The organism is Embleya sp. NPDC055664 (assembly GCF_053618075.1).
This window is the reverse complement of sequence record NZ_JBSHGZ010000039.1, coordinates 39963-61909: the sequence shown is the minus strand read 5'-3', so window position 1 is coordinate 61909 and position 21947 is coordinate 39963. Positions and strand designations below refer to the sequence as shown.

Annotated in this window: 7 protein-coding genes; 4 read left to right on the top strand and 3 right to left on the bottom strand. The window is 73.3% G+C overall.

Going from position 1 to position 21947, the window contains the following annotated elements:
- Positions 1-226: 226 nt before the first annotated feature.
- Genes ACWGR4_RS39890 through ACWGR4_RS39880 form a run of 3 tightly spaced genes read right to left on the bottom strand, consistent with a single transcriptional unit; the run spans position 227 to position 4871 of the window.
- A complete protein-coding gene (locus tag ACWGR4_RS39890; protein WP_452129864.1) occupies positions 227-1495 on the bottom strand; it encodes an MFS transporter in 1269 nt (422 codons plus the stop codon).
- Positions 1492-2754, bottom strand: a complete 1263-nt coding sequence (locus ACWGR4_RS39885) for a MalY/PatB family protein (protein ID WP_452129865.1) — start codon at positions 2752-2754, stop codon at positions 1492-1494. Before ACWGR4_RS39885 ends, ACWGR4_RS39890 begins: the two co-directional genes overlap by 4 nt.
- Positions 2751-4871, bottom strand: coding sequence for a B12-binding domain-containing radical SAM protein (locus ACWGR4_RS39880; protein WP_452129866.1), 2121 nt, complete (start codon positions 4869-4871; stop codon positions 2751-2753). The genes ACWGR4_RS39885 and ACWGR4_RS39880 overlap by 4 nt, the downstream gene beginning before the upstream one ends.
- A 477-nt stretch (positions 4872-5348) precedes the next feature.
- On the opposite strand from ACWGR4_RS39880, the gene ACWGR4_RS39875 reads away from it, so the two are divergent.
- From ACWGR4_RS39875 to ACWGR4_RS39860, 4 genes are read left to right on the top strand one after another with little or no spacing between them, the layout of a single operon-like run.
- Positions 5349-13499, top strand: a complete 8151-nt coding sequence (locus ACWGR4_RS39875) for an amino acid adenylation domain-containing protein (protein ID WP_452129867.1) — start codon at positions 5349-5351, stop codon at positions 13497-13499.
- Positions 13492-20922: an amino acid adenylation domain-containing protein gene (locus ACWGR4_RS39870; protein ID WP_452129868.1), complete on the top strand. Its 7431-nt coding sequence runs from the start codon at positions 13492-13494 to the stop codon at positions 20920-20922. The genes ACWGR4_RS39875 and ACWGR4_RS39870 overlap by 8 nt, the downstream gene beginning before the upstream one ends.
- Positions 20919-21680, top strand: coding sequence for an aspartate/glutamate racemase family protein (locus ACWGR4_RS39865; RefSeq protein ID WP_452129869.1), 762 nt, complete (start codon positions 20919-20921; stop codon positions 21678-21680). Before ACWGR4_RS39870 ends, ACWGR4_RS39865 begins: the two co-directional genes overlap by 4 nt.
- A complete protein-coding gene (locus tag ACWGR4_RS39860) occupies positions 21677-21937 on the top strand; it encodes an MbtH family protein (RefSeq protein WP_126642037.1) in 261 nt (86 codons plus the stop codon). Before ACWGR4_RS39865 ends, ACWGR4_RS39860 begins: the two co-directional genes overlap by 4 nt.
- Positions 21938-21947 lie beyond the last annotated feature (10 nt).

The following is a 21947-nucleotide window of genomic DNA, read 5'->3' as shown; positions in this document are numbered from 1 at the left end:
GTGTGCGTGGAACAGGGCTGTGCGGAACCGTGCACGTGCGCGCCTCACCGGGGTGACCGCGTGACGGGGACGTCGGTCGCGGTCGAGAAGCGGTCGCCGGCGAAATTGGTCTGGACCAAAACGCCTCTAGGACGGTAAGTGGTCTGGACCAAAAGGTCAACAGTGGATGCGCGGGACGCGGCGCCGACGTCGGTTTTTGCCGGCCGGTGCGGCGGACCGCCCGTGCTCAGCGCGGGAGTTCGGCGCGGCGAACGGTCGGGGAGGTCAGCCCGACGGCGGCGCCGAGGGCACTGATCCCGGCGAAGATCGCATAGGCGGGGCCCGGGCCGCCGGCGGCGACGGTGGCGCCGAACAGGGGGAAGGCGATCGGGCCGAGGCCGAAGGCGGTCAGGCTGAGGACGGAGGCGACCCGGCCCTGGTAGGCGGGTTCGGTCGCGGTCTGCACGAGGGCGTGGCTCAGGCCGCCGTTGAGGCCGAACAGCAGGCCGGCGCAGGCCGCGACGGCGACGGCGACGGGCAGGGCGGTGGTCGCGCCGAGGGCGGCCAGGCCCGCGGAGCCGGCGGCCAGGGCGGCGATCAGGACGGCGCCGGCTCGGGGCAGCCGGCCGGTCACGGTGAGGAGCAGTGCGCTCGCGCCCGCGCCGATACCGAACGCGCCGGCGAGCCGGCCGGCTCCCGAGGCGCCCCAGCCGCGTGCGTCGGCCAGGACGACCATGCCCACGTTCAGCGGGCCGCCGGCGCCGAGTTCGATCAGCGCGCTCGCCAGGACGAGGCGACGGATCAGCGGGCGGCGGCGGATGTAGCGCAGGCCGTCGAGTAGTTCGCGCCACGCGGCGGCCCGCGAACGGCCGCCGGTGGGGGCCTCCGTCGCGGCGGCGGTCGATCCGGCGCCGGGTATCCGTACCGCGAGCAGCAGCACGAGGGAGAGCGCGAACAGCCCGCCCGCGACGGTGAACGCGGCGGCCGGGCCGCCGAGCGCCAGTGCGACGCCGGCCAAGGGCGGCCCGGCGGTCTGGCCGAGCCGGATGGACAGCGCGCGCATGCCCTGGACCCGGACCAGTTCCCCGGGCGCGGCCAGCAGCGGTGGGAGCGCGCCCACGGCCGGCATGAACAACGCGTCGACGACGCTGAACACCAGCGCGACGGCGATCAGCAGCCACAGCCCGGGTGCGGACAACGCCAGGACCGCCGCGGCGCCGAGCACGACGAGGCAGCGCACGGCATCGCTGCCGATCACCACCCGACGCGGCCCGAACAGGTCGGCGACCACACCGCCGCCGAGCATGAGCACCGCGCGGGGGATCGCCGCTATCGCCATGACCAACCCGACCCGCGCGGGCCCACCGTGCTGATTGGCGGCCCACCCCAGGGCGAGAAAGAACCCGCTGTCGCCGACCACGGAGGCCGTATACGCGACCAGCCAACGCAACACATTGCGATCACGATGCGCGGGTGACCCGGCAACGACGCTCGTTGCCGCCGCTGCACGCCTCATGTGCGGCCGGGTGCGCGAAGCGCTGTGTGCATGCGGGTCAGGATTTCGTCGAGGACTCCCGCCGATGTGGCGAAGTTCAGGCGGGCGAAGCCGTTTCCTTCGGGGCCGAAGGAGGGGCCGGAGAAGAGCAGGACCTTGGCGTGGTCGCGGAAGAAGACGTACGGGTCGTCACCCAGGCCCAGCGGGCGGCAGTCGAGCCAGGCCAGGAAGCCCGCCTCGGGGGAGTGGTGGCGGATGCCCTCGGGCAGTCCCGCGGCGAGGCGGCGGCGGTTGCGGTCGAGGAGGACGCGCACCTCGTCCAGCCACGCGTCGCCCTCCGCCCAGGCCGCCGTCAAGGCGGCCACGGCCAGCACGCCGACCTGCCCGAAGAGCAGCCCCCGCCGGGCGTCCACCGCGTCCCGCAGCTCCGGCGGGCCGATGTGCGCGGCGGCGCAGCGGATGCCCGCCAGGTTGAACGCCTTGCTGCCCGAGGTCACGGTGACCGTGCGAGCGGCGATCTCCGGCCCGAGGGACGCGAACGGGATGTGTACGTGCGGCGGGTGGGTCAGGTCCGCGTGTACCTCGTCGGAGATCACCAACAGGTCGTGCCGCAGGGCGAGTTCGGCCAGTCCTTCGAGTTCGTCCCGGCGTAGCACCCGGCCCGTGGGATTGTGCGGGTTGACCAGGAACAACACCCGGCAACGGTCCGCCCGGTCGAGCGTCGCGGCCACCCGGTCCGGGTCGAGCGTCCAGCCGTGCAGGCCCTCCTCGATCGGCACGGTCAGCGGTGGCCGGTCCATCCGGCGCAGGTCGTCGACGAACGGCGGGCAGGCGGGCGTGTGCAGGACGACCGCGTCGCCCGGGCGGGTGGCCAGGTGCAGGACCGCCGACATCGCCTGGTTGACGTCGGTGAACAGGCGCAGGTGGGTCGGCTCGGCGGCGAAGCCGAACCGGCGCTTCATCCGGGCCGCGAACACCTCGCCCAGCGGCGCCCCTTCGGTCGCGTCGAACCACACCGGGTAGCCCAGGTCGCCGTCGATCCGCCGGATCAGCGCGGCGCGGATCTCGGGCGCGATCGGGAAGTCCATGTCGCCGATCCACGCGGACAGCGTGTCCCGGGGTGCGTAGGCCCACTTCTCTCCGTCGCGACGGGCCAGGACATCCGGGTCGAGCGCGTCGAACACCCGGTGTCCGAAGGCAGGTTCGTGCCCGAAGGCGGGTTCGTGCCCGGCGGGGTACGAGGGTTCGAAGTCGGCCGCCGGCGCCGCGTCCGCGCTCATCGGCCGGACTCCTCGGCAGCGGCGGCCACGTCCGGTACAAAACCGGCCACGAGCCGCGAGCCGCCGGGCATACCGCCGCCCGGCTCCGCGCCCCCCGGCCTGTCGCCCGGCTCCGCGCCTCCCGGCCCGTCGTCCCGGTCGTCCGCCGTCTCGCCCTCCCCCTCCTCCGGCACGACCCCGACCCCGCCTCCGTCCCCCTCGCCGAGCAGCGGCGACGAGTCGTTGCGTACCGCCCCCCAGCGGCGTTCCGTTTCGCGGTGGATGTGCCAGATGTCGTCCTCGGCCAGCACCACCGAGACCACGCCCGGGAAGGCCTCCTCGAAGTAGGTGTAGGGACGCCGGTTGTCCACCCGGGGCGAGTGGTAGTCGAGCCGATCGTGCATGCCGTGTACGCGGGTGATCGGCGTGGCGGGATGGTAGGTGAGGATGTTCGGGCTGGCCAGGTCGATCAGGCGCGCGTCGATCAGGCCGCCCACCGCCTCGATCGTCTCGTCGATGCTGCCGCGCGTCTCCCCGTCGAGGCCGAACAACACCGAGGTGCCCACCCGCATCCCGTGCCGCTTGACCAGCGACACCGCCTCGCGCACCCGATGCGCCCACGGCCGGTCGGTGCCGCGCCGCAGATTCTTGTGGATGTGGTCCATCACCTGCGTCGACATGCTCTCGATGCCGACGTACACATACGAGCAGCCGGCCTCGCGCATCCGGTTCAGGATCTCGCTCGCCGCGTGCCGCTCCCGCAGCGCGATCAGGGTGTCCACGGTGAGTTGGGCACCCCATTCGAGGTTCCGCAGCCGGGCCGGATCGTCCGGCTCCGGCAGCAGCCGGGCGAAGCGCACCGGCAGCGCCGCCGGTCCACTCCGACGCAACTCCCGCAACCGTCCGCAGAATTCGGCGATGTCGCGCGAACGCCCGCTCCAGAACACCGAGTCGTCGAAGAACAGCGCTTCGGCGCCGTAGCCGACGTATTCACACACGCGTTCGAGCGCGCGGCCGATCGGATCCTCCCGGAACCGCTTGAGGCCGATGCCGAGCGTGGAGGACTCCGAGCAGAAATTGCAGTGATAGGGACAGGCGTTGGAGACCATCACGTGTGCCGTGCGTCGGATACCGCCGTCGGCGTGGGTGAAGATCGGGAAGCGCGAGCGGATCGCGAACGCCTCGTACGGCGAGGGCAACGAGCCCAGATCGAGCGAGGATCCGTCCTGCGGAAGCACGTCGAACCCGGATGCGGACAGCAGCACGATCACGGAACTGCCCACCGAGGGACCCTCTTTGTCGAGCAGCCCCTGAAGACAGGGCAACACCCGATCGCGGTCGACCCAGCGCCGGTCCAGGTCGGTGGCCAGGGCCAGGGCACGCATCAGCAGGTCGAGCGAGTGGTATGCCTCACCGGTGATCACCGCGTCGAACACCCGGGGTGCGCGCCCGTCGGCGATCACGGCGAGCGGACTGCTGGGGGCGAGCACCAGCCGTTCCCGATGCGGTACCCGGATCACCGTCTCGTCCGCGTGGCGTCCGCCGAGCACCACGAAGGCATCCGGGACCTCGGTGCGGACCAGGCCGGCGATCTCCAGGGCGTAGCGGTGCGCCGGGGAGACCGCGCTGATCAGCACGACCCTGGGCCGTACCCGGCGGAGCAACCGGATCCAGCGCACCCGGGCGGTCTCGTCCCAGATCCGGGGGTCGAAGACGGTCTGGTCGGTGTTCGGGTCGGTGCCGTAGTCGCGGTAGCCGTCGTGACCGGCCGTCATCCGGTAGGCGTGGTCCGGGAATCGGGTCCACTCCGGCGCCAGGTCGTTGTAGTGTTCGGCGCATTGGAGCCGCCCCGCGTCGGCGACGGCGCGGTGCACGGCGAGGCTGAGCGCGGCGTACAGGCACATCGGGTCGCCGGGGTAGGTGATCTCGCCCTCGGCCTGGGTCATCACGGGCGCCAGGACGCAGAGCACCGGGAAGTACCGCGTCGCCGTGCGGCCGGCGGCCAGGTCCGTCGCGAGTCGGTGCCTGCGCGTACTCAGGAGTTCCTGGAAGATCGCCGGCGCGGCGCCGCCGCCCGCGTCGTGGAATCTGATGTCCGCGCCGGCCGAGGTCGGTTCTTCGTCGACGGAATTGGTCATCGGCCCTCCAGGTCGGTCCCCGACGTGCCATCAGGCCGCCGACGGCCGAAATCCCGCGCGTGGGCCGCAGAACGATCCCCCATGACGCCGCACGTGCCGTCGCACGGGCATGGCGTCCACCATCGGCGAGGGTCCCGGGGGGCGAAAGTGTTGCCCTGTTGCCCAAACCAGGAAACAGCGCCTCACCGGGCGGCCCGTCGTGCCCGCCCGCGGCCCGGCGAAAGCCCTCGTGGGAGCCGTGATTCGGCGTGCCGTCGCACGTGGGGAGGTGTTTCCTCGAACGGGCAACAGGGCAACACTTTCGCCCTCCCGGCCGCCGGTCGATGGTGGTCCGCATGCGTCATCGCCGGTGCGGGCCGGACGGGTGACCAGACCCCGGAACCCATCCAACCCCCTGAATCCACCGAGCACACGCGTATGCGCAAGTCGGCCCCGGGCACCCCGTCCCGGGCCCGGATCGGCGATGGGAGAACTGCGTTGTCGCACGCCTCGCGGGAACCGGACGATCACGCGTCGCGGGAACCGGACGACCTGGTGGGGGTGTTCGCGGCGCGCGTCGCCGAACACCCGGACGCGACCGCGATCACCTGCGCGGAGCGGGCAGTCGACTACCGCGAACTCGACGAATCCTCCGACGCAGTACGCCGGTTCCTGGAGGCTCGCGGAGCGGACACCCACCTGGTCGACGACTGCGAGGTGTGCGGGCCGGAACTGGCCGACGAGGCGCCGGTCGGCGTGTTCATGGACCGGGGCGTCGACGTCGTCGCCGCCATGGTCGGCACGGTCAAGGCGGGACGCCCCTATGTACCGCTGGACATCCGCTCGCCGGCGGCCCGGTCGCGGCTGATCCTGGACGAGTGCGGTATCGGCCTGGTCCTGGTGGACACCGTCGAACGAGCCGCGCGTGTCCGCGAGTTCTGCGCCGAGTGGGTCGACGTGGTGTGCTTCGCGGACGCCGTGGCGCCGCCGGCGCCCGCGGCGACCGCACCCGTCGCGCCGCCCGGATCCGTGGCGGGGGCGCCCCCGCGCCCTCGATCGCCACGCCGGCTCGCGTACGTGATCCACACCTCCGGCTCCACCGGCGTGCCCAAGGGCGTCGAGATCGAACACCGCGACCTCGTCGCGTTCGCGGCCGATCCGTGCTGGTCGGACGGCCTGGATCGGCGGGTGCTCCAGTATTCGCCGCTGGCGTTCGACGCGTCGGTGTTCGAGATCTGGATGCCGCTGCTTCGCGGCGGCCGGGTGGTGGTGGCCCCGCCCGGCGAGGTGGACGCCGGCGTGGTCGCGCGGCTGATCAAGGAGGAGGGCGTCACCTGCGCCTTCGTCACGACCTCCCTGTTCAACGTGATGGTCGAGCAGGATCCGGCGGTCTTCGCGGGCATCGGCCAGGTGTGGATGGGCGGTGAGGCGGCCTCCCCGCTCGCCGTCTCGCGGGCGTTGCGGGCGGGCGGCGCCGGCACCGTGGTCAACGTGTACGGGCCCACCGAGGGCACCATTTTCGCCGCGTTCCATGTGCCGACCGAGCCGGTGGGCGCCCCCGTGCCGATCGGCTCGGCGATGGCGGGCGTGCGCACCTACGTCCTGGACGAGCGGCTGGACCCGGTCGAGACCGGCGCGGACGGCGAGCTGTGCCTGGGCGGGCGGGGCGTCGCGCGCGGATACCGGGGCCGCCCCGGGATCACCGCCGACCGGTTCGTACCCGACCCCTTCGCCGGCGGCGGCGCGCGGATGTACCGCACCGGCGACATCGTGCGCCGGCGGCCGGACGGCCTGCTCGAATTCGTCGGCCGCCGTGACCGCCAGGTCAAGGTACGCGGCTTCCGCATCGAACTCGGCGAGATCGAGAGCCGCCTCGTCCTGCGCCCCGACGTCGCGGGCGCCGCCGTGCTGGCCCTGCCGGACGCACACGGCGACAAGACGATCGTCGCCTACCTGGTCCCACGCCGGGACGCTTCGACCGGCGACGCGAACCCCCGCCCCGGCGAACCGGGTTGGGGACGATGGGTGGTGGGGGAGTTGGCTACGACCCTGCCCGCCTACATGGTGCCGACCGACTGTGTGGTCCTGGACGCCCTGCCGCTGACGCCCAACGGGAAGGTGGACTCGGCCGCGCTACCCGCCCCGACGTACGCCGTCGACGGCCGCGCGCCGCGTTCGGCCGTCGAGGAACTGCTGTGCGAGGTGTTCGCCGACCTGCTCGGCCTCGACCGGGTCGGCATCGACGACAACTTCATCGAGCTCGGCGGCCACTCGCTGCTGGCCACCCGCGCGGTCGCCCGGATCGCCGCCGCCGGAGCCGGACTCCTGCGGGTGGTCGACGTGTTCGAGGCGCCGACCCCGGCCGCACTCGCCCTCCGCCTGGACGCGGCGGCCCGGGCCCGGACCGCCGAACGCCCGCCGCCGACCCCCCGACCACGCCCCGACGTCATCCCGCTGTCCTTCGCCCAGCGGCGGTTGTGGCTGGTCAACCGCCTGGAGGGCAGCGCCAACCCGGACTACCACATCCCGCTGCTGTTCCGCCTGCACACCGAGCCCGACCTCGAAGCCCTGCGGGCCGCGCTGCGCGATGTGATCGAACGTCACGAGAGTCTGCGCACCGTCTTCCCCGTACACGACGACGCGCCGCGCCAACACATCCTCGACATCGACGAGTTCGAGGTGCGGATCCCCGTCACCGACTGTGCGGCCGACGCCGTGGACACCGAGATCACCCGCGCCGCCCGGGCGCCGTTCGACCTGACCACCCGGCTGCCGATCCGGGCCGAGCTGATCCGAACCCCGCACGAGAGCCTGCTGCTCGTGGTGGTCCACCACATCAGCGCCGATGGCTGGTCGCTCACCACGCTCACCCGCGACCTGGGCCGGGCCTACGCCGCCCGAAAGCGCGGTACCCGGCCCGACACGGCGCCGCTGCCACTGCAATACCGCGACTACGCCGCGTGGCAGCGCGAACAACTGGGCGACGAGAACGACCCGGACAGCCCGCTGGGCAGACAACTCGCCTACTGGACGGCGCGGTTGGCCGACGCCCCGGCCGGACTCACACTGCCCACCGATCGTCCGCGCCCGATCGTGGCCGGCCACGCGGGCGACGTGCACGCCTTCGAACTGCCCGCCGACCTGTGCACGGCCCTGGACGACCTGGCCCGCTCCGCGCACACCACGCTGTTCGTCGCGCTGCACACCGGCCTGGCCGGCCTGCTCACCCGACTCGGCGCGGGCGAGGACATCGTGGTGGGCAGCCCCATCGCGGGCCGCGCCGACGCCGTCCTCGACGACCTGATCGGCTTCTTCGTCAACACCGTGGTGCTGCGCACGGACACCTCCGGCGACCCCACCTTCGCCGAACTCCTCGCCAGAGTGGACCGGTCCTGGCTGCCCGCCTACGTGCACCAGGACGTCCCGTTCGACCTGCTCGTGGAGAAACTGAACCCGGTCCGCAGCCTGTCCCGACACCCGATCTTCCAGGTCTCGCTCGGCCTGCTGAACACCCCCGACGCGATCACCGGACTGCCCGGTCTGGCCGACCCGTGGACCCTGGCCAACACCCGATCCGCCAAGTTCGACCTCGCGTTCCACCTCTTCCCGCACCGCACCGAGACGGGCCGCCCGGCTCGGATCGACGCCACCGTGGAGTACGCCACCGACCTGTTCGACCGGGACACCGTCCGGCGCATGGCCGACCGACTGGTCCGCCTCCTGCGCGAGGCCGTCGCCCACCCGCACCGCCCGCTCGGCGCGCTCACCATCCTCGACGACGCCGAACTCGCGGACCTGCGCCCGATCGCGCCGGCCGCCCACTCGGAACACGACACCCTGGTGGCCGCCTTCCACGCCCGGGTCGCGGCGGACCCCGAAGCGCCGGCCGTCGGCGAAGGCGCCCTGAAGTACCGCGAGTTGGCCCGGCGCGCCCGGGCCCTCGCGGACGGACTGACCGACGTCGACGCGCCCGTCGCCCTGCTCCTGGATCCCGGCGTCGACGCGGTGACCGCGACCGTCGGCGTGATCGAGGCCGGCGGGATCTACGTGCCGCTCGACCCGACCCTGCCCGACCGGCGCCTGGCCACGATCCTCGCCGACAGCGGCGCCGGGACCGTACTGGTCGACCGCCCCGAGCGGGCGGCACGGGTCCGCACCCTGGTCGGCCCCAAAACCCGCGTCCTGCCGGTGGCCGACACGATCCGCGCCGGGACGGCGGCAGCCACCGGCTCGGCGCCCGTCGAGATCGACCCCGACCAGATCGCCTGCATCGCCTACACGAGCGACCCCACCGGCGCCCTCGTGGGCGTGTGTACGAGCCACCGCGACCTGCTCACCGCCCCGGATCACCCCGGCGAGTCGATCCTGCGTTCCTCCGGACCCACCGACGAGGCCGGCCCGTATTCGCCGTGGGTCCGGCTGCTGCGCGGTGGCGGCGTGGACACCGTGCGTGCACCGGATTCCCCGGCCCCACCGGCCGCCGGCGGCCCCCGAGCCCGGCTCGTGGACGAGACCGGCACCCTCGTCGGCATCGGCATGATCGGCGAACTGTGCCTGGCCGCACCCGGGATCGCCTCCGGCTACCTGGGCCGACCCGCGCTCACCGCCGAGCGCTTCGTGCCCGACCCGTACGGCCCACCCGGGTCGCGGATGTACCGCACCGGCGACCTCTTCCACCGCCGAGCCGACGGCAGCGCCGACCACGTTGGCCGGCGCGACCGGCAACTGCGCCTGGGCGGACGGCGGATCGAGCCCGCCGAGATCGAGGCGGCGCTGACCGAACACACCGGGGTGGCCGAGGCCGTGGTGGTGCGCCGCGACGACGAGCGCCTCGGCGAGATCCTGGTCGGCTACGTGGTGCCGGCCCCCGGCCACGGGGAACTCGGCGACGTGCTCAGGGCGTTCCTGGCCGATCGGCTGCCCACGCACCTGGTGCCGACCGCCCTGGTCCCGCTGCCCGCACTCCCGCGCACCCCGGCCGGCACCGTCGACGCGACGGCGCTGCCCGCCCTCGACCTCGCCGACCCCTCCCGCCCCCCGCGCACCGCCGAGGAACGGGCCCTGTGCGCGCTGTACGCCCGCACCCTCGACGTGCCCGAAGTGCGCCTCGACGACAGCTTCTTCGAACTCGGCGGAAACTCCCTGGCGGCGATCCGCCTGGTCGGTCGGCTGCGCGCGGATCACACGATCGAGGTGCCGGTCAAGAACGTCTTCCGCCACCCGACGCCCGCCGCGTTCCTGGCCGGCCTGCCCACCGAGGCACGGCTCCGGCTCACCGGGCCCGATCACGACCGCGACCCCGACGCGCACACCATCCCGCGCACCACCACCGCCGACGACCTCGTGCCGCTGTCCTTCGCCCAGCGCCGGTTGTGGTTCCTCGACCAACTCTGGCCGAACCGACCGGACTACAACCTGCCCGTCGCATTGCGCCTGACCGGCCCGCTGGACCCGGATCGGTTGCGTACCGCGCTCACCGGGCTGGTCACCCGGCACGACATCCTCCGCACCCGCTATGTGCTCCGCGACGACGAGGCACACCAACTCGTCGAACCGGCCGTGCCGATCGAGCCGCGTGAAGTCGACCTGCGCGCGCTGCCGATCGAGGAGGCGCTGCCCGCCGCCGACGCGGCGATCGCCGACGACCTCGGCCGACCGTTCGACCTCGCCGCCGCACCTCCGGTGCGCACGCTGCTGGTTCGGTTGGCCGACGACGACCACATCCTCTTCCTGGTTGTACACCACATCGCGACCGACGGCTGGTCCAGCGAGGTGTTGTGCCGCGAACTGGCCGACCGATACCGACTGGGCGCGCGGTACGAACCGGACCCGCCGGCACTGCGCTACGCCGACTACGCGGCCTGGGAGAGCGGCGCGGCGGCGGACCCGGCCCGCCGGGCGCAGGCCGACTACTGGCGCACCCACCTGGCCGGACTGACCTCGGTGGAACTGCCCGGTGACCGCCCGCGCCCGCCGGTCATGTCCGGCCGGGGCGAGCAATTCGACTTCGAGATCCCCGCCGACCTGCGCCGCCGACTCCTCGACCTGAGCCGGACCCACGAGAGCACGCCGTTCATCACCCTGCTCACCGCCTTCCAGGTGCTCGTCGCGCGGCGCACCGGGGCCCGCGACATCGCCGTCGGCACCCCCGTCGCCGGACGCGGGCACCCCGAACTGGACACACTGATCGGACTGTTCGTCAACACCTTGGTCCTGCGGGTCGATCTCGATCCCGCACTGGGCTTCGCCGACCTGATCGCCCGCACCCGCGCCGACGCGGCCACCGCCTACTCGCACCAGGACCTGCCGTTCGAGCAACTCGTCGACGAACTGCGGCCGGAGCGCGACCTCGGCCGCAACCCGCTGTTCCAGCTGATGTTCTCGATGGCGGACGTCAACCCCGCCGCCGCCGACTGGGGGGAACTCGCGGTCGCACCGCACCCGGTGCCGTTCCGCGCCGCCAAACTCGACCTGGAGATCGCCGTCGCCGAGCGAGGGGACACGTATCTGGGCAGCGTCTACTACGCCACCGACCTGTTCGACCCCGCCACGATCGAACGGCTGGCCCGCGACTATGTCCAGCTCCTCGCGGCGCTGGTCGAGCGACCGGACGCGCCGGTGGGCGGGCTCGGCCGGCAAGCCCGCCTCGGGGCGCCCGACGCCCTCGGGCCCGCGCCCGACCGGTCCGAGGCCCTCACGTCCCCCACGACCGGCGATGCCCGGCATGCGGCTGTGGAGGACCCCGAGTCCGGCGCCGAGCCGTACGCCCGATGGAACGACACCGCTTTCGACCACGACCTCGACCACTGCCTGCACGACCTGTTCGCCCGGCAGGCCCGCCGCACCCCGCACGCCACGGCCGTGATCGCCGGGCGGGAGAGCCTCGACTACGCCGAACTCGACATCCGCGCCGCCCGCTTCGCGCACCGGCTCGTGGCACACGGGGTCCGCCCCGGCCTCCCGGTCGGCCTGCGCCTGGACCGGGGTTCGGACCTGGCCGTCGCGCTGCTCGGGATCCTCAAGGCCGGCGGCGCCTACCTACCCCTCGACCCCGACCTGCCCCCGGCCCGGGCCCGACAACTCCTCGCCGAGGCGGGCACGGACATCTGCGTGGTCGACGCCTCGGCGGGCGACGCGCTGCCGGCCGACGCCGGGATCCGTACCATCACGGTCGACTCGACCGCACCCGACGCCCGGTCGGACATGCCGCCCGACGGCCGATTCGACACCCCACCCGACGTCCCGGTCGACCCCGACGACCTGGTCTCGATCTACTACACCTCCGGCTCGACCGGTAAGCCCAAGGGTGTGGCCAACCCGCACCGGGGCTGGGTCAACCGCATGTGGTGGATGCACCGCCGCCACGGTCTGGCCGTCGGCGACCGGGTGTTGCACAAGACCGTGCTCAGCTTCGACGACTCCGCGGTGGAGCTGTTCTGGCCATGGCTGGTCGGCGGCACCGTGGTCATGCTCGAACCCGGCCTGCACCGCGACCCCCGGGCGATCCTGCGCGCGGCCGTCGAACACGAGGTCGTGGTCCTCCAGTTCGTCCCCAGCATGCTCGGCCTGTTCCTCGACGAACTCGACGCCGTCGGGCCCGCGGGACTCGACCGGCTGCGGGTTGTGGTCTCCAGCGGCGAGGCGTTGCGTCCGGACCTGGTGGCCCGCTTCCGTACACATCTGGACGCGCAGGGTGCCCGGTTGCACAACCAGTGGGGGCCCACCGAGGCGTCCATCGACGCCACTCACCACGTCTGCGGCCCCGAGGACGCGAAAGCCGACACGGTGCCGATCGGCCTGCCCCTGGACAACTACCGGGTACACGTCCTGGACGCCGACCTGCGGCCGGTGCCGGTCGGCGTCGAGGGGGAACTGCACGTCGGCGGAACGGGTTTGGCGCGCGGCTACTGGAACGACCCGCGGCGCACCGCAGAGGCGTTCGTGCCCGACCCGGACACCCCGGGGGAGCGGCTGTACCGGACCGGCGACCGGGCGATCCGCCGCCCGGACGGCGAACTGCTGTTCCTGGGCCGGGTCGACCACCAGGTCAAGATTCGCGGCATCCGGGTCGAACTCGGGGAGATCGAGGCCATGTTGGTCGCGCACCCGGACGTCGCCGACGCCGTGGTCACCAAGTGGGAGCCCACCCCCGGCGACCACCGCCTGCTCGCCTACCTCGTGGCCGCCGCCGGCACCCGCCCCGAGCCCGAACACGTACGCGCCTACCTGGGCGAACGGCTGCCGCCGTATCTGGTGCCCACCCGCCTGACCCTGCTCGACGCACTGCCGCTGAGCCCGAACGGCAAGGTGGACCGCAGACGACTGCCCGCACCGGAACGAGACGCCCAACCGGCCCCGACACCCGGCTCGATCCGCGCCCCCGAGACCGACGCGGAACTCCTGGTCGCCGAGGTCTGGGCGCAATTCCTGGCCGCCGACGACGCCGACGCCGACTTCTTCGCCCTGGGGGGTCATTCGCTTCTGGCCACCCGGATCGTCTCCCGACTGCGCCGGGCCCTGGACGCCGAACTGCCACTGGTGCTGCTCTTCGAACATCCGACGATCGCCGGGCTCGCCGCCGCCATCGAGGCCGAACTGCTCGGCGCACCGACCGACGACGACTTGCCCGCCGGGGGCTGCGATGACTGAGCGCACCGGCGCGCGTGACCCGCGCCTGGTGGAACGACTGCGCGCGGCCCGGGCGCGGCTGGCCGATCCCGGGCCCGATTCCTCGGACACGTACTCGGGATCGTTGCCCCGGCGTCCGGCCGACGCTCCGATCGTGGCCTCGTTCGAGCAGGAACGGGTCTGGCTGGTCGACCGCATCCTGGGCCGGGCCCCGGAATACAACGTGCCGCAATGCATGTGGTTCCGGGACGAGTTCGACGCGGACGCGTTCGGCCGGGCACTTACCGCGCTGGTCGCCCGGCACGAGGTATTGCGGACCGTCTTCACCGAGGTCGACGGTCTGCCCCGGCCCGTGCTCCGGCCCGCGGACCCGGTGCCGATCGAGACCGTCGACGGCACCGAACTCGGCGATCCGGCCGACCCCGATGCCCTGCGCCGCCTCGCCCGAAGGGTCGCCGGCCTCGCCGACCGCCCGTTCGACCTGGCCGGCGAACTGCCCCTGCGTGCGGTCGTGCTGCGCTGCGTCGACCGTTCCGCGCTGGTGCTGCTGACGGTGCATCACATCGCCACCGACGGGCCGGCCATGGCCCGGACCTGGAACGAACTGGCACGCCTCTACGCCGCCGCCCGCGCTCGCCGGCCGCTGCCCATGGACCCGCCGGCCCGGCAGTACGCCGACTTCGCCGCCTGGCAGCGTGCCCGAGCTGCCGAGACCGAGGCCGCCGACCTGCGCTACTGGGCCGAACGACTGGCCGGGCTGCCCGAGCTCACCCTGCCCACCGACCATCCCCGGCCCGCCGCGAGCGAGCGCGCCGGTGCCGAGGTGCGTTTCACCCTGCCCACCGCGACCGCCGACCGGGTGCGCGCGTTGTCCATCCGACACGGCGCGACGCCGTTCATGACCCTGCTCGCCGGCTTCAAGGCACAACTCGCCCTGCTCGGCGGGCAGACCGACATCGCGGTCGGTACCCCGGTCGCCGGTCGGGACCGCCCCGAACTCGAGGCGATGCTCGGCACGTTCGTGAACACCGTGGTGCTGCGCACCGAACTGTCCGACTCGCCGAGCTTCGTCGACCTGATCGGCCGGGTGCGCGAAACCGCGCTCGGCGCGTACGCCCACCAGCGCCTGCCCTTCGCGCACCTGGTCGAGCACCTCCAGCCCCGCCGCGACCTGAGCCGAAACCCGCTGTTCCAGGTGCTGTTCGCACACCAGCACGAGTCGGCGCCGGATGCGCAAACGTGCTCCAGCCCGCGCCTGCGTCCGGTACCGCTGCCCGTCACCACCTCGAAGTTCGACCTTGCGCTCACCCTGACCGAGTGCGGCCCCGAAGCCCCGATCACCGGGTCGATCGTCTTCGACCCGGACCTCTTCGAGTCCGCGACCATCCATCGCCTGGCCGCCGGATACGTCCGCCTTCTGCACGCCGCCACCGCCTACCCGGACCTGCCTCCCGCCCGGCTTCCGCTCGCCGACCCGGCCGAGTCGGCCGCCCTCGTCCACGACTGGGGACGCGGCGAGGTCCGCGACCGGGACGGCGCCACGTTGCCCGAACTGATCGCCGCGCAGGCCCTACGCACCCCCGAGGCGATCGCGCTCGGCTGCGGCGAACGTACGGTGACCTACGCCGAACTGATCGAGCGAGCCGACCGGTTGGCCGCCCGGCTCGAAGCCCTGGACCTTTTGCCCGAGGGTGTGGTTGCGGTCTGCCTCGACCGCTCCGTCGACCTGGTGATCGCGTTGCTCGGAGTCCTGCGCGCGGGCGGAAGCTATCTGCCGATCGACCCGAGCCACGCCACGGCCCGCATCGGCGCCCTCCTCGCGGACAGCGAGACCCGACTGGTACTCACCCACGCCACGACCGCGCGGACCATGCCCTGGACCGACCTCGGGGTGCCGGTGCTCGACCTCGACACCGTCCCCGACCACGCGGAGGCCCCGCACCCGACCGCCGCCGCACCCGACCCGGACCAGGTGGCCTACCTGATCCACACCTCCGGGTCCACCGGCCGGCCCAAGGGCGTCATGGTCACCCATCGGGGTGTGGCCAACCTCGCCCGGGACATGATCGAACGCCTGCCCCTGGACGGATCGTCCGTGGTCGGCGCGCTGACCACGGTCTCGTTCGACATCGCGGTGCTGGAACTGCTCGTCCCGCTCGCGGCCGGCGCCCGGGTCCAGGTGCTCCCGCAGGCGGTGCTCGCGGACGGCGGTCGGCTCGGTGCCGCGCTGACCGACGCCGGCGCGACCGTGGTTCAGGCCACCCCCGCCGGCTGGGCGATGTTGCTGGACGCGGGCTGGCCCGGCGGCGAGATCCGGGCACTGTGCGGCGGCGAGGCACTGCCGGGACCGCTCGCCGAGCGCATCCGTGCACGGGTGGCGCGCCTGTGGAACGTGTACGGCCCGACCGAAACCACCATCTGGTCCGCCGCACACCTCGTGGAGTACACCCCCGCCACGCCCGGCCCGGGCACCCCCGACCCGGCCGCGCCACCACTCGGCCGCCCGCTGCTGAACACGTCGCTGTACGTACTCGACAACCGCCTCGCCGTCGTGCCCATCGGCGTGGTCGGCGAGCTGTACATCGGCGGCCTCGGCCTGGCGCGCGGCTACGCCGCCGACCCCGGCCGGACCGCCGAGCGGCTGCTGCCCGACCCCTTCGCGGCGAGCGCCGGTCGCGCGGGGGCCCGGATGTATCGCACCGGCGACCTGGTCCGCTACCGCCCCGACGGCCGGCTGGACTTCCTCGGCCGGGCCGACCACCAGGTCAAGATCCGGGGCCATCGCATCGAGCCCGGCGAGATCGAGGCCCGCCTGCTGGCCCACCCCGACATCACCCGAGCGGCGGTGCGGGTGCACGGCGAGGGGCTGGACCGGGTGCTCGTCGGCTATCTGGTGCGCCGCGCCGGGCACGACGACCGGGACCCCGGCGCGCTCGCCCGGGAGTGGCTGCGGGAGAGCCTGCCGGAATACCTGGTGCCGCCCCTGATCGTCGAACTCGACGCGCTGCCGCTGACGCCCAACGGCAAACTCGACCGCCGCGCGCTGCCCGACCCGCCCTCACCCCGGACGAGCGCCGCGTACGTCGCGCCTGTCGGCGACCGGGAGTCGCGGATCGCCGCGGTGTGGGCGTGGGTCCTGGACGTGGAACGGGTCGGTGCGCACGACGACTTCTTCGCATTGGGCGGGCACTCGCTGCGTGCGGCGCGCCTGGTCGCCGCGCTGCGCGCGGAGTTGGCCGTGGAGGCGCCCGTGCGGCTGGTGTTCGACCGGCCCACGGTGCGCGAGTTCGCCGCCGCGCTCGACCCGGGGCGGCCCGTCGAGCGCATCCCGCGGCGCGCCGAACCGGACCCGGCGCCACTGTCGTTCCTCCAGCGGCGACTGTGGTTCCTGGACCGGCTGCGCCCGGATCGGGCCGACTACAACGTGGCGTCCGTCCTGCGGCTGCGCGGCGGGGTGGATCCGGCCCTGCTGCGCCGGGCCGTCCAGGGCGTCCTGGCCCGACACGACGTGCTGCGCGGGCGGTTCGTGGCCGGCCCCGACGGTCCCGTACAGGTGACCGACCCGGTGTGGGTGCCGTGGGACGAGGTGTACGACCCGGGCGTGGCGGATCCGGGCGAGGCGGAAGCGACGGCGCTCGCCGAGGCGCGGCGGCGCTGCGCCGAGCCGTTCGACCTGGCGCGCGGGCCGCTGTTCCGGGCCACGCCGATCCGGATCGGCGCCGAGGACCAGCTGTTGGTGGTGGTCATGCACCATGCGGTCGTCGACGGTTGGTCGCTGCCGCTGTTCTGGGCGGAGGTCGGTGCCGGGTATCGGACGCTCGTCGGGTCCGGGTCCGGGTCCGGGTCCCGGTCCGGGTCCGGGTCCCGGTCCGGGTCCGAGTCCGGGTCCGGGTCGGCGTCGGCATCGGTATCGATGCCGCCCGAGCCTGCTCGACCGCCGTTGCAGTATGCCGACTTCGCCGCATGGGAGCGCGACGACACCGTTCGAGGCGAGGCCGACCTTGCCTATTGGCGCGAGAAGTTGGCCGGAGCGACCGCCACCGAGATCCCCGGCGACCGACGCCGACCGGCGATGTTCGACGAGGAAGGCGCCTCGGTCGACTTCGAGCTGCCGGAGACCGTGGCGCGGCGTACGGTCGAGGTGGCGCACGAGCTGGGGGCCACGCCGTTCGTGATCCTGTGCGCAGCGTTCGCGGTCACCGCGGCCCGGCTCTCCGGGAGCACGGACGTCGTGCTCGGGTCCCCGACCGCGGGTCGCGGTCGTCAGTATCCCGAACTGGCCAATGTGATCGGCCCGTTCGTCAACACCCTGGTACTGCGGGCGCACGCCGGGGAGGAGCGTGCGTTCGCGGACCTGGTGCGCGAGGTGCGGACCACCGTCCTGGACGCGACCGCGCATCAGGACCTGCCGTTCGAGCGGTTGGTGGAGGAGCTGCGGCCGGAGCGCGAACTGAGCCGACACCCCCTGTTCCAGATCATGTTCGCACTCGACCGGGACGAGGCCGATGCGCTCGACCTGCCCGGGGTGCGAACCGAGTCCGTACGGATCCCGCACCACAGCGCGAAGTTCGACCTCGGCCTGACCCTCACCGAACGCCCCGACGGCACGTTGACCGGTTCGCTGGCCTACGCCACGGCGCTCTACGACCCCACGACCGCGCACGGCATCGCGGACACCTTCCGGCGTGTGCTCACCGCGGCCCTCGCCCGCCCGGACCGCCCGGCGGCGGGACCCGAACTGCTCGATCCGGCCGCCGTACAACGCCTGTCGCCGATCGACGCGCCCACCGGGTCCGAGGACGTGTGCCTGCACACCCTGGTCGCCGCCCGCGCCGCCGAGCGACCGACGTCCCCGGCCCTGGAGTTCGGCGAACAGGTGCTCACCTACGCCGGGTTGGACCGGCGCGCCAACGGCCTGGCCCGGCGGCTGCGGGCGGCCGGCGCCCGGCCCGGCGTGTTCGTCGGCGTGTTGCTGCCCCGGTCGATCGAGCTGGTCGTGGGCCTGCTCGCGGTGTTCCGGACCGGCGCCGCCGCCGTACCGCTCGACCCGAGCCAACCCGCGGAGCGCATCCGGCTGTTGCTGTCCCACGCGGGTGCGTCCCTGGTGCTGACCGACGAGGCGTCACCGACCGGCGACGCGACGGACCGGTTCGCCGGGTCGGCGGTGGTGTCCGCGTCGACCATCGAGGCCGACAACCCTCCGGATTCCCCCGCCGGCCCGGCGGACCTCGCCTACGTGACCTTCACCTCCGGCTCCACCGGCCTGCCCAAGGCGGTGCCCACCACCCACGCGGCGGCGAGCCGGTATCTCCGCCTGCTCGCAGCCGAGTTCGGGATCGGCGCCGAGGACACCGTGCTCCAGGTGGCCGCCGTCTCCTTCGACGCGGCGATCCGGGACATCTTCGGCACCCTCGCCGCCGGCGCCCGCTTGGTGCTGCCGGCCGACGAACACGCACGCGACCCGAGGGCGATCCTGGCCACGATCGACCGGTGCGCGGTGACGGCGCTGCTGTCCGTGGTGCCGTCGCTGCTGGGGGTGTTGACCGCGGTCGCCGACGGCGATGCCGACGCGGTGCCGGCCGTGAGCCGGTTGCGGCTGATTCTGCTCAGCGGCGAGGAGCCGAGCGCGGAGGTGTTGCGCCGGGTGCGCCGACTGGGCACCGGGATCGTGGTGGTCAACCAGTACGGACCCACCGAGTGCACCATGACGTCCACGTTCCGGCGCATCACCGACGCCGACCTCGACGCCGGGTCGATCCCGATCGGCGCGCCGCTGCCCGGCACCCGGGCACTGGTCCTGGACGCCGCCGGTCGGCCGCTGCCCACCGGCGCGATCGGCGAACTGTACCTGGGCGGACCGGGGGTCTCGATCGGCTACCCGGGCGCGCCCGCGGCCACCGCCGAGCGCTTCGTGCCGGACCCGTACGGGCCGCCCGGCAGCCGCTGGTACCGCACCGGGGACCTGGCCCGGGTCGACTTCCACGGCCGACTGATCTTCCACGGCCGCCGCGACGACCAGGTCAAGGTGCGCGGCGTGCGGGTGGAACCCGGCGAGGTGGAGGCCGCGTTGCTGGCCCGGCCCGAGGTACGGGCGGCGGCCGTGGTGGCGCACCGGGGGCCGGCCGGCGCCGAGTTGGTGGCCTACGTGGTCGGCGCCGCCGGCCCGCCCGACCTGCGCGCGCTGCGCCGGGCGATCGCCGACGTACTGCCCGAGCACCTGCGCCCCGGCCACTACACCGCACTCGACGCGCTGCCCACCACCGCGCACGGCAAACTCGACCGCCGGGTCCTGGCAGCCCGCCCGCCGGCGCCCGAGCCGGATTCCGGCGAGGCGGTGGTGACGCCGCGCAACCGCGTCGAGATGCGGCTCCTGGGCGTATGGGAGGAGGTGCTCGGTCGGGCCCCGATCGGCGTGCACCAGGACTTCTTCGAACTCGGCGGCCATTCGCTCAAGGCGGTCGAACTGGTCGAGACGATCCGCCGCCGGACCGGCCTGGACCTGCCGCTGCACACCCTCTTCCGCAACCCCACCGTCGAACGGTTGGCCGCCGCCGCGACCGCCCTGGCCGAGCCCTCACCCGACGGGCCCGACCTGGTGGTCCCGCTCGGCGACGAACACCTGCCCGGACCGCCGCTGTTCCTGGTGCACCCGCAGTCCGGCGACGTGTGCTGCTACGTGCACCTGGTCCGCGAACTCGGCGACTGGCGCCCGGTCTACGGGATCGAGGCGATCGGGTACAGCAGCGACACCGCTCCGCTGACCGACCTGGGTGAGATGGCGCGGCGCTACGTCGAGGAGATCCGCAAGGTTGCTCCGAACGGCCCGTATCTGCTCGCGGGTTGGTCGTTCGGCGGCAATGTCGTGGTGGAGATGGCCGCGCTCCTGGAGGCCGCCGGCGAGGAGGTCGCGTTCGTCGGGGTGATCGACGCCCGCGCGTTCGGCGAGGACGAGGTCGAGGAGTGGTACGCGAACACCGGCGAACTGGCCCGCTTCGGCATTACCCAGGGCCTGACCCGCTCCGGCCTGAGCCGGGCCGACGACGACGCGGTGCTCACCCTGCTGGCCGGACACCTCACCGCGCAGGACCGGCTGTCCCGCTACGCCGACACCGGCACGCTGCGCCGGATGATCGACGTGTTCACCGCGAACGGGCGCGCCGCCGACGGTCATCGCTCCACCACCCGGGTTCGCGCCCCGCTGCACCTGTTCACCGCGAGCGAGCGACACCCGACGCTGACCAACCCCGCTGTGGTGCCCGCGAGTTGGGGACGGCGTACGCACGCCGCGCTGCACGTGGTGCCGGTGCCGGGCACCCACCACGACCTGGCCAACCCGCCACACGTGCCCGAGTTCGCCCGGCTGCTGCGCATCGGCGTGGACACCGCGCTGTGTCCCGACGGCCCCGCCGGATCGGCATCGTTCCCCGAGGAGGCTCGGCCTTGATCAAACGTATCGGCATCGTCGGCGGCGTCGGCCCGCTCGCGTCCGTGTACTTCTACGAACGTCTGCTGCGCCTGTCCGGCGCGAGCGACGACGCCGACTATCCCGCGGCGGTCCTGGTCTCCGAACCGATGCCCAGCCGGATCGAGCACCTGCTCGGACGGGGTGAGAGCCCGCTACCGCAACTACTCGCCACGGTGGAGCAGTTGGAGCGTGCCGGGGCAGATGCGATCGCGATCCCCTCGGCGACCACACACGCCTACCGGACCGAGCTGTGCGACGCGGTCGGCATACCCGTCTTCGACCTGCTCGCCGAGACCGGTGTCGCGCTGCGCCGCCGCCGGCTGCGTCGGCCGCTGCTGCTGGCCACCGAGGCGACGGCCGAACTGCGCCTGTACGAGCAGCACCTGGCGCCCGACACGATCGCCCGCTACCCGGACGCGGCACGGCAGGCGGAGACCGACGACTTCATCGAGCGGGTCAAGCGCGGCGTCCCGGTCGAGGCGTTGCGCGGGGAGTTCGCCCGCTGGATCGAGGGCCTGCTGCCGCGCCGGACGGGTGATCCGGACTGCATCGTGCTGGCCTGTACCGAACTGTCGGTGATCGCCCCGACCCGGGCGGGCCGCGTCCCGGTCGTGGACGTGACCGACGTGTTGGCGCGGGCGATCCTCGCCCCCGGAGACACCCCCTCGCGACCGGTGCGACCGGCCGCCACTTCATCGGAAACGCAACACAACGTGATGAGCGGAGAACAACCATGACGGTTGAGGACACCCGTTGGTCGGTCGTGATCAACGACGAGGAGCAGTACTCGATCTGGGCGGCCGGCCGCGATGTGCCGGTCGGTTGGCGGATCGTGCGGGTGGACGGCGTCGACGTCGAGGGGTCCCGGGAGGACTGCCTCGCGCACATCGAACGGGTGTGGACCGACATGCGTCCCAAGAGCCTGCGTGACCGGCTCGCCCGGCGGGCCGAGGCCGAGGCGCGGCAGTCCGCCGCGCGCCCGTCGGCGAGCTGAGCGGAAGGCG

Coding starts and splice junctions, on each gene's coding strand:
- ACWGR4_RS39880 (WP_452129866.1), bottom strand. CDS start 4,871: ATGACCAATTCCGTCGACGAAGAACCGACCTCGGCCGGCGCGGACATC.
- ACWGR4_RS39885 (WP_452129865.1), bottom strand. CDS start 2,754: ATGAGCGCGGACGCGGCGCCGGCGGCCGACTTCGAACCCTCGTACCCC.
- ACWGR4_RS39860 (WP_126642037.1), top strand. CDS start 21,677: ATGACGGTTGAGGACACCCGTTGGTCGGTCGTGATCAACGACGAGGAG.
- ACWGR4_RS39870 (WP_452129868.1), top strand. CDS start 13,492: ATGACTGAGCGCACCGGCGCGCGTGACCCGCGCCTGGTGGAACGACTG.
- ACWGR4_RS39890 (WP_452129864.1), bottom strand. CDS start 1,495: ATGAGGCGTGCAGCGGCGGCAACGAGCGTCGTTGCCGGGTCACCCGCG.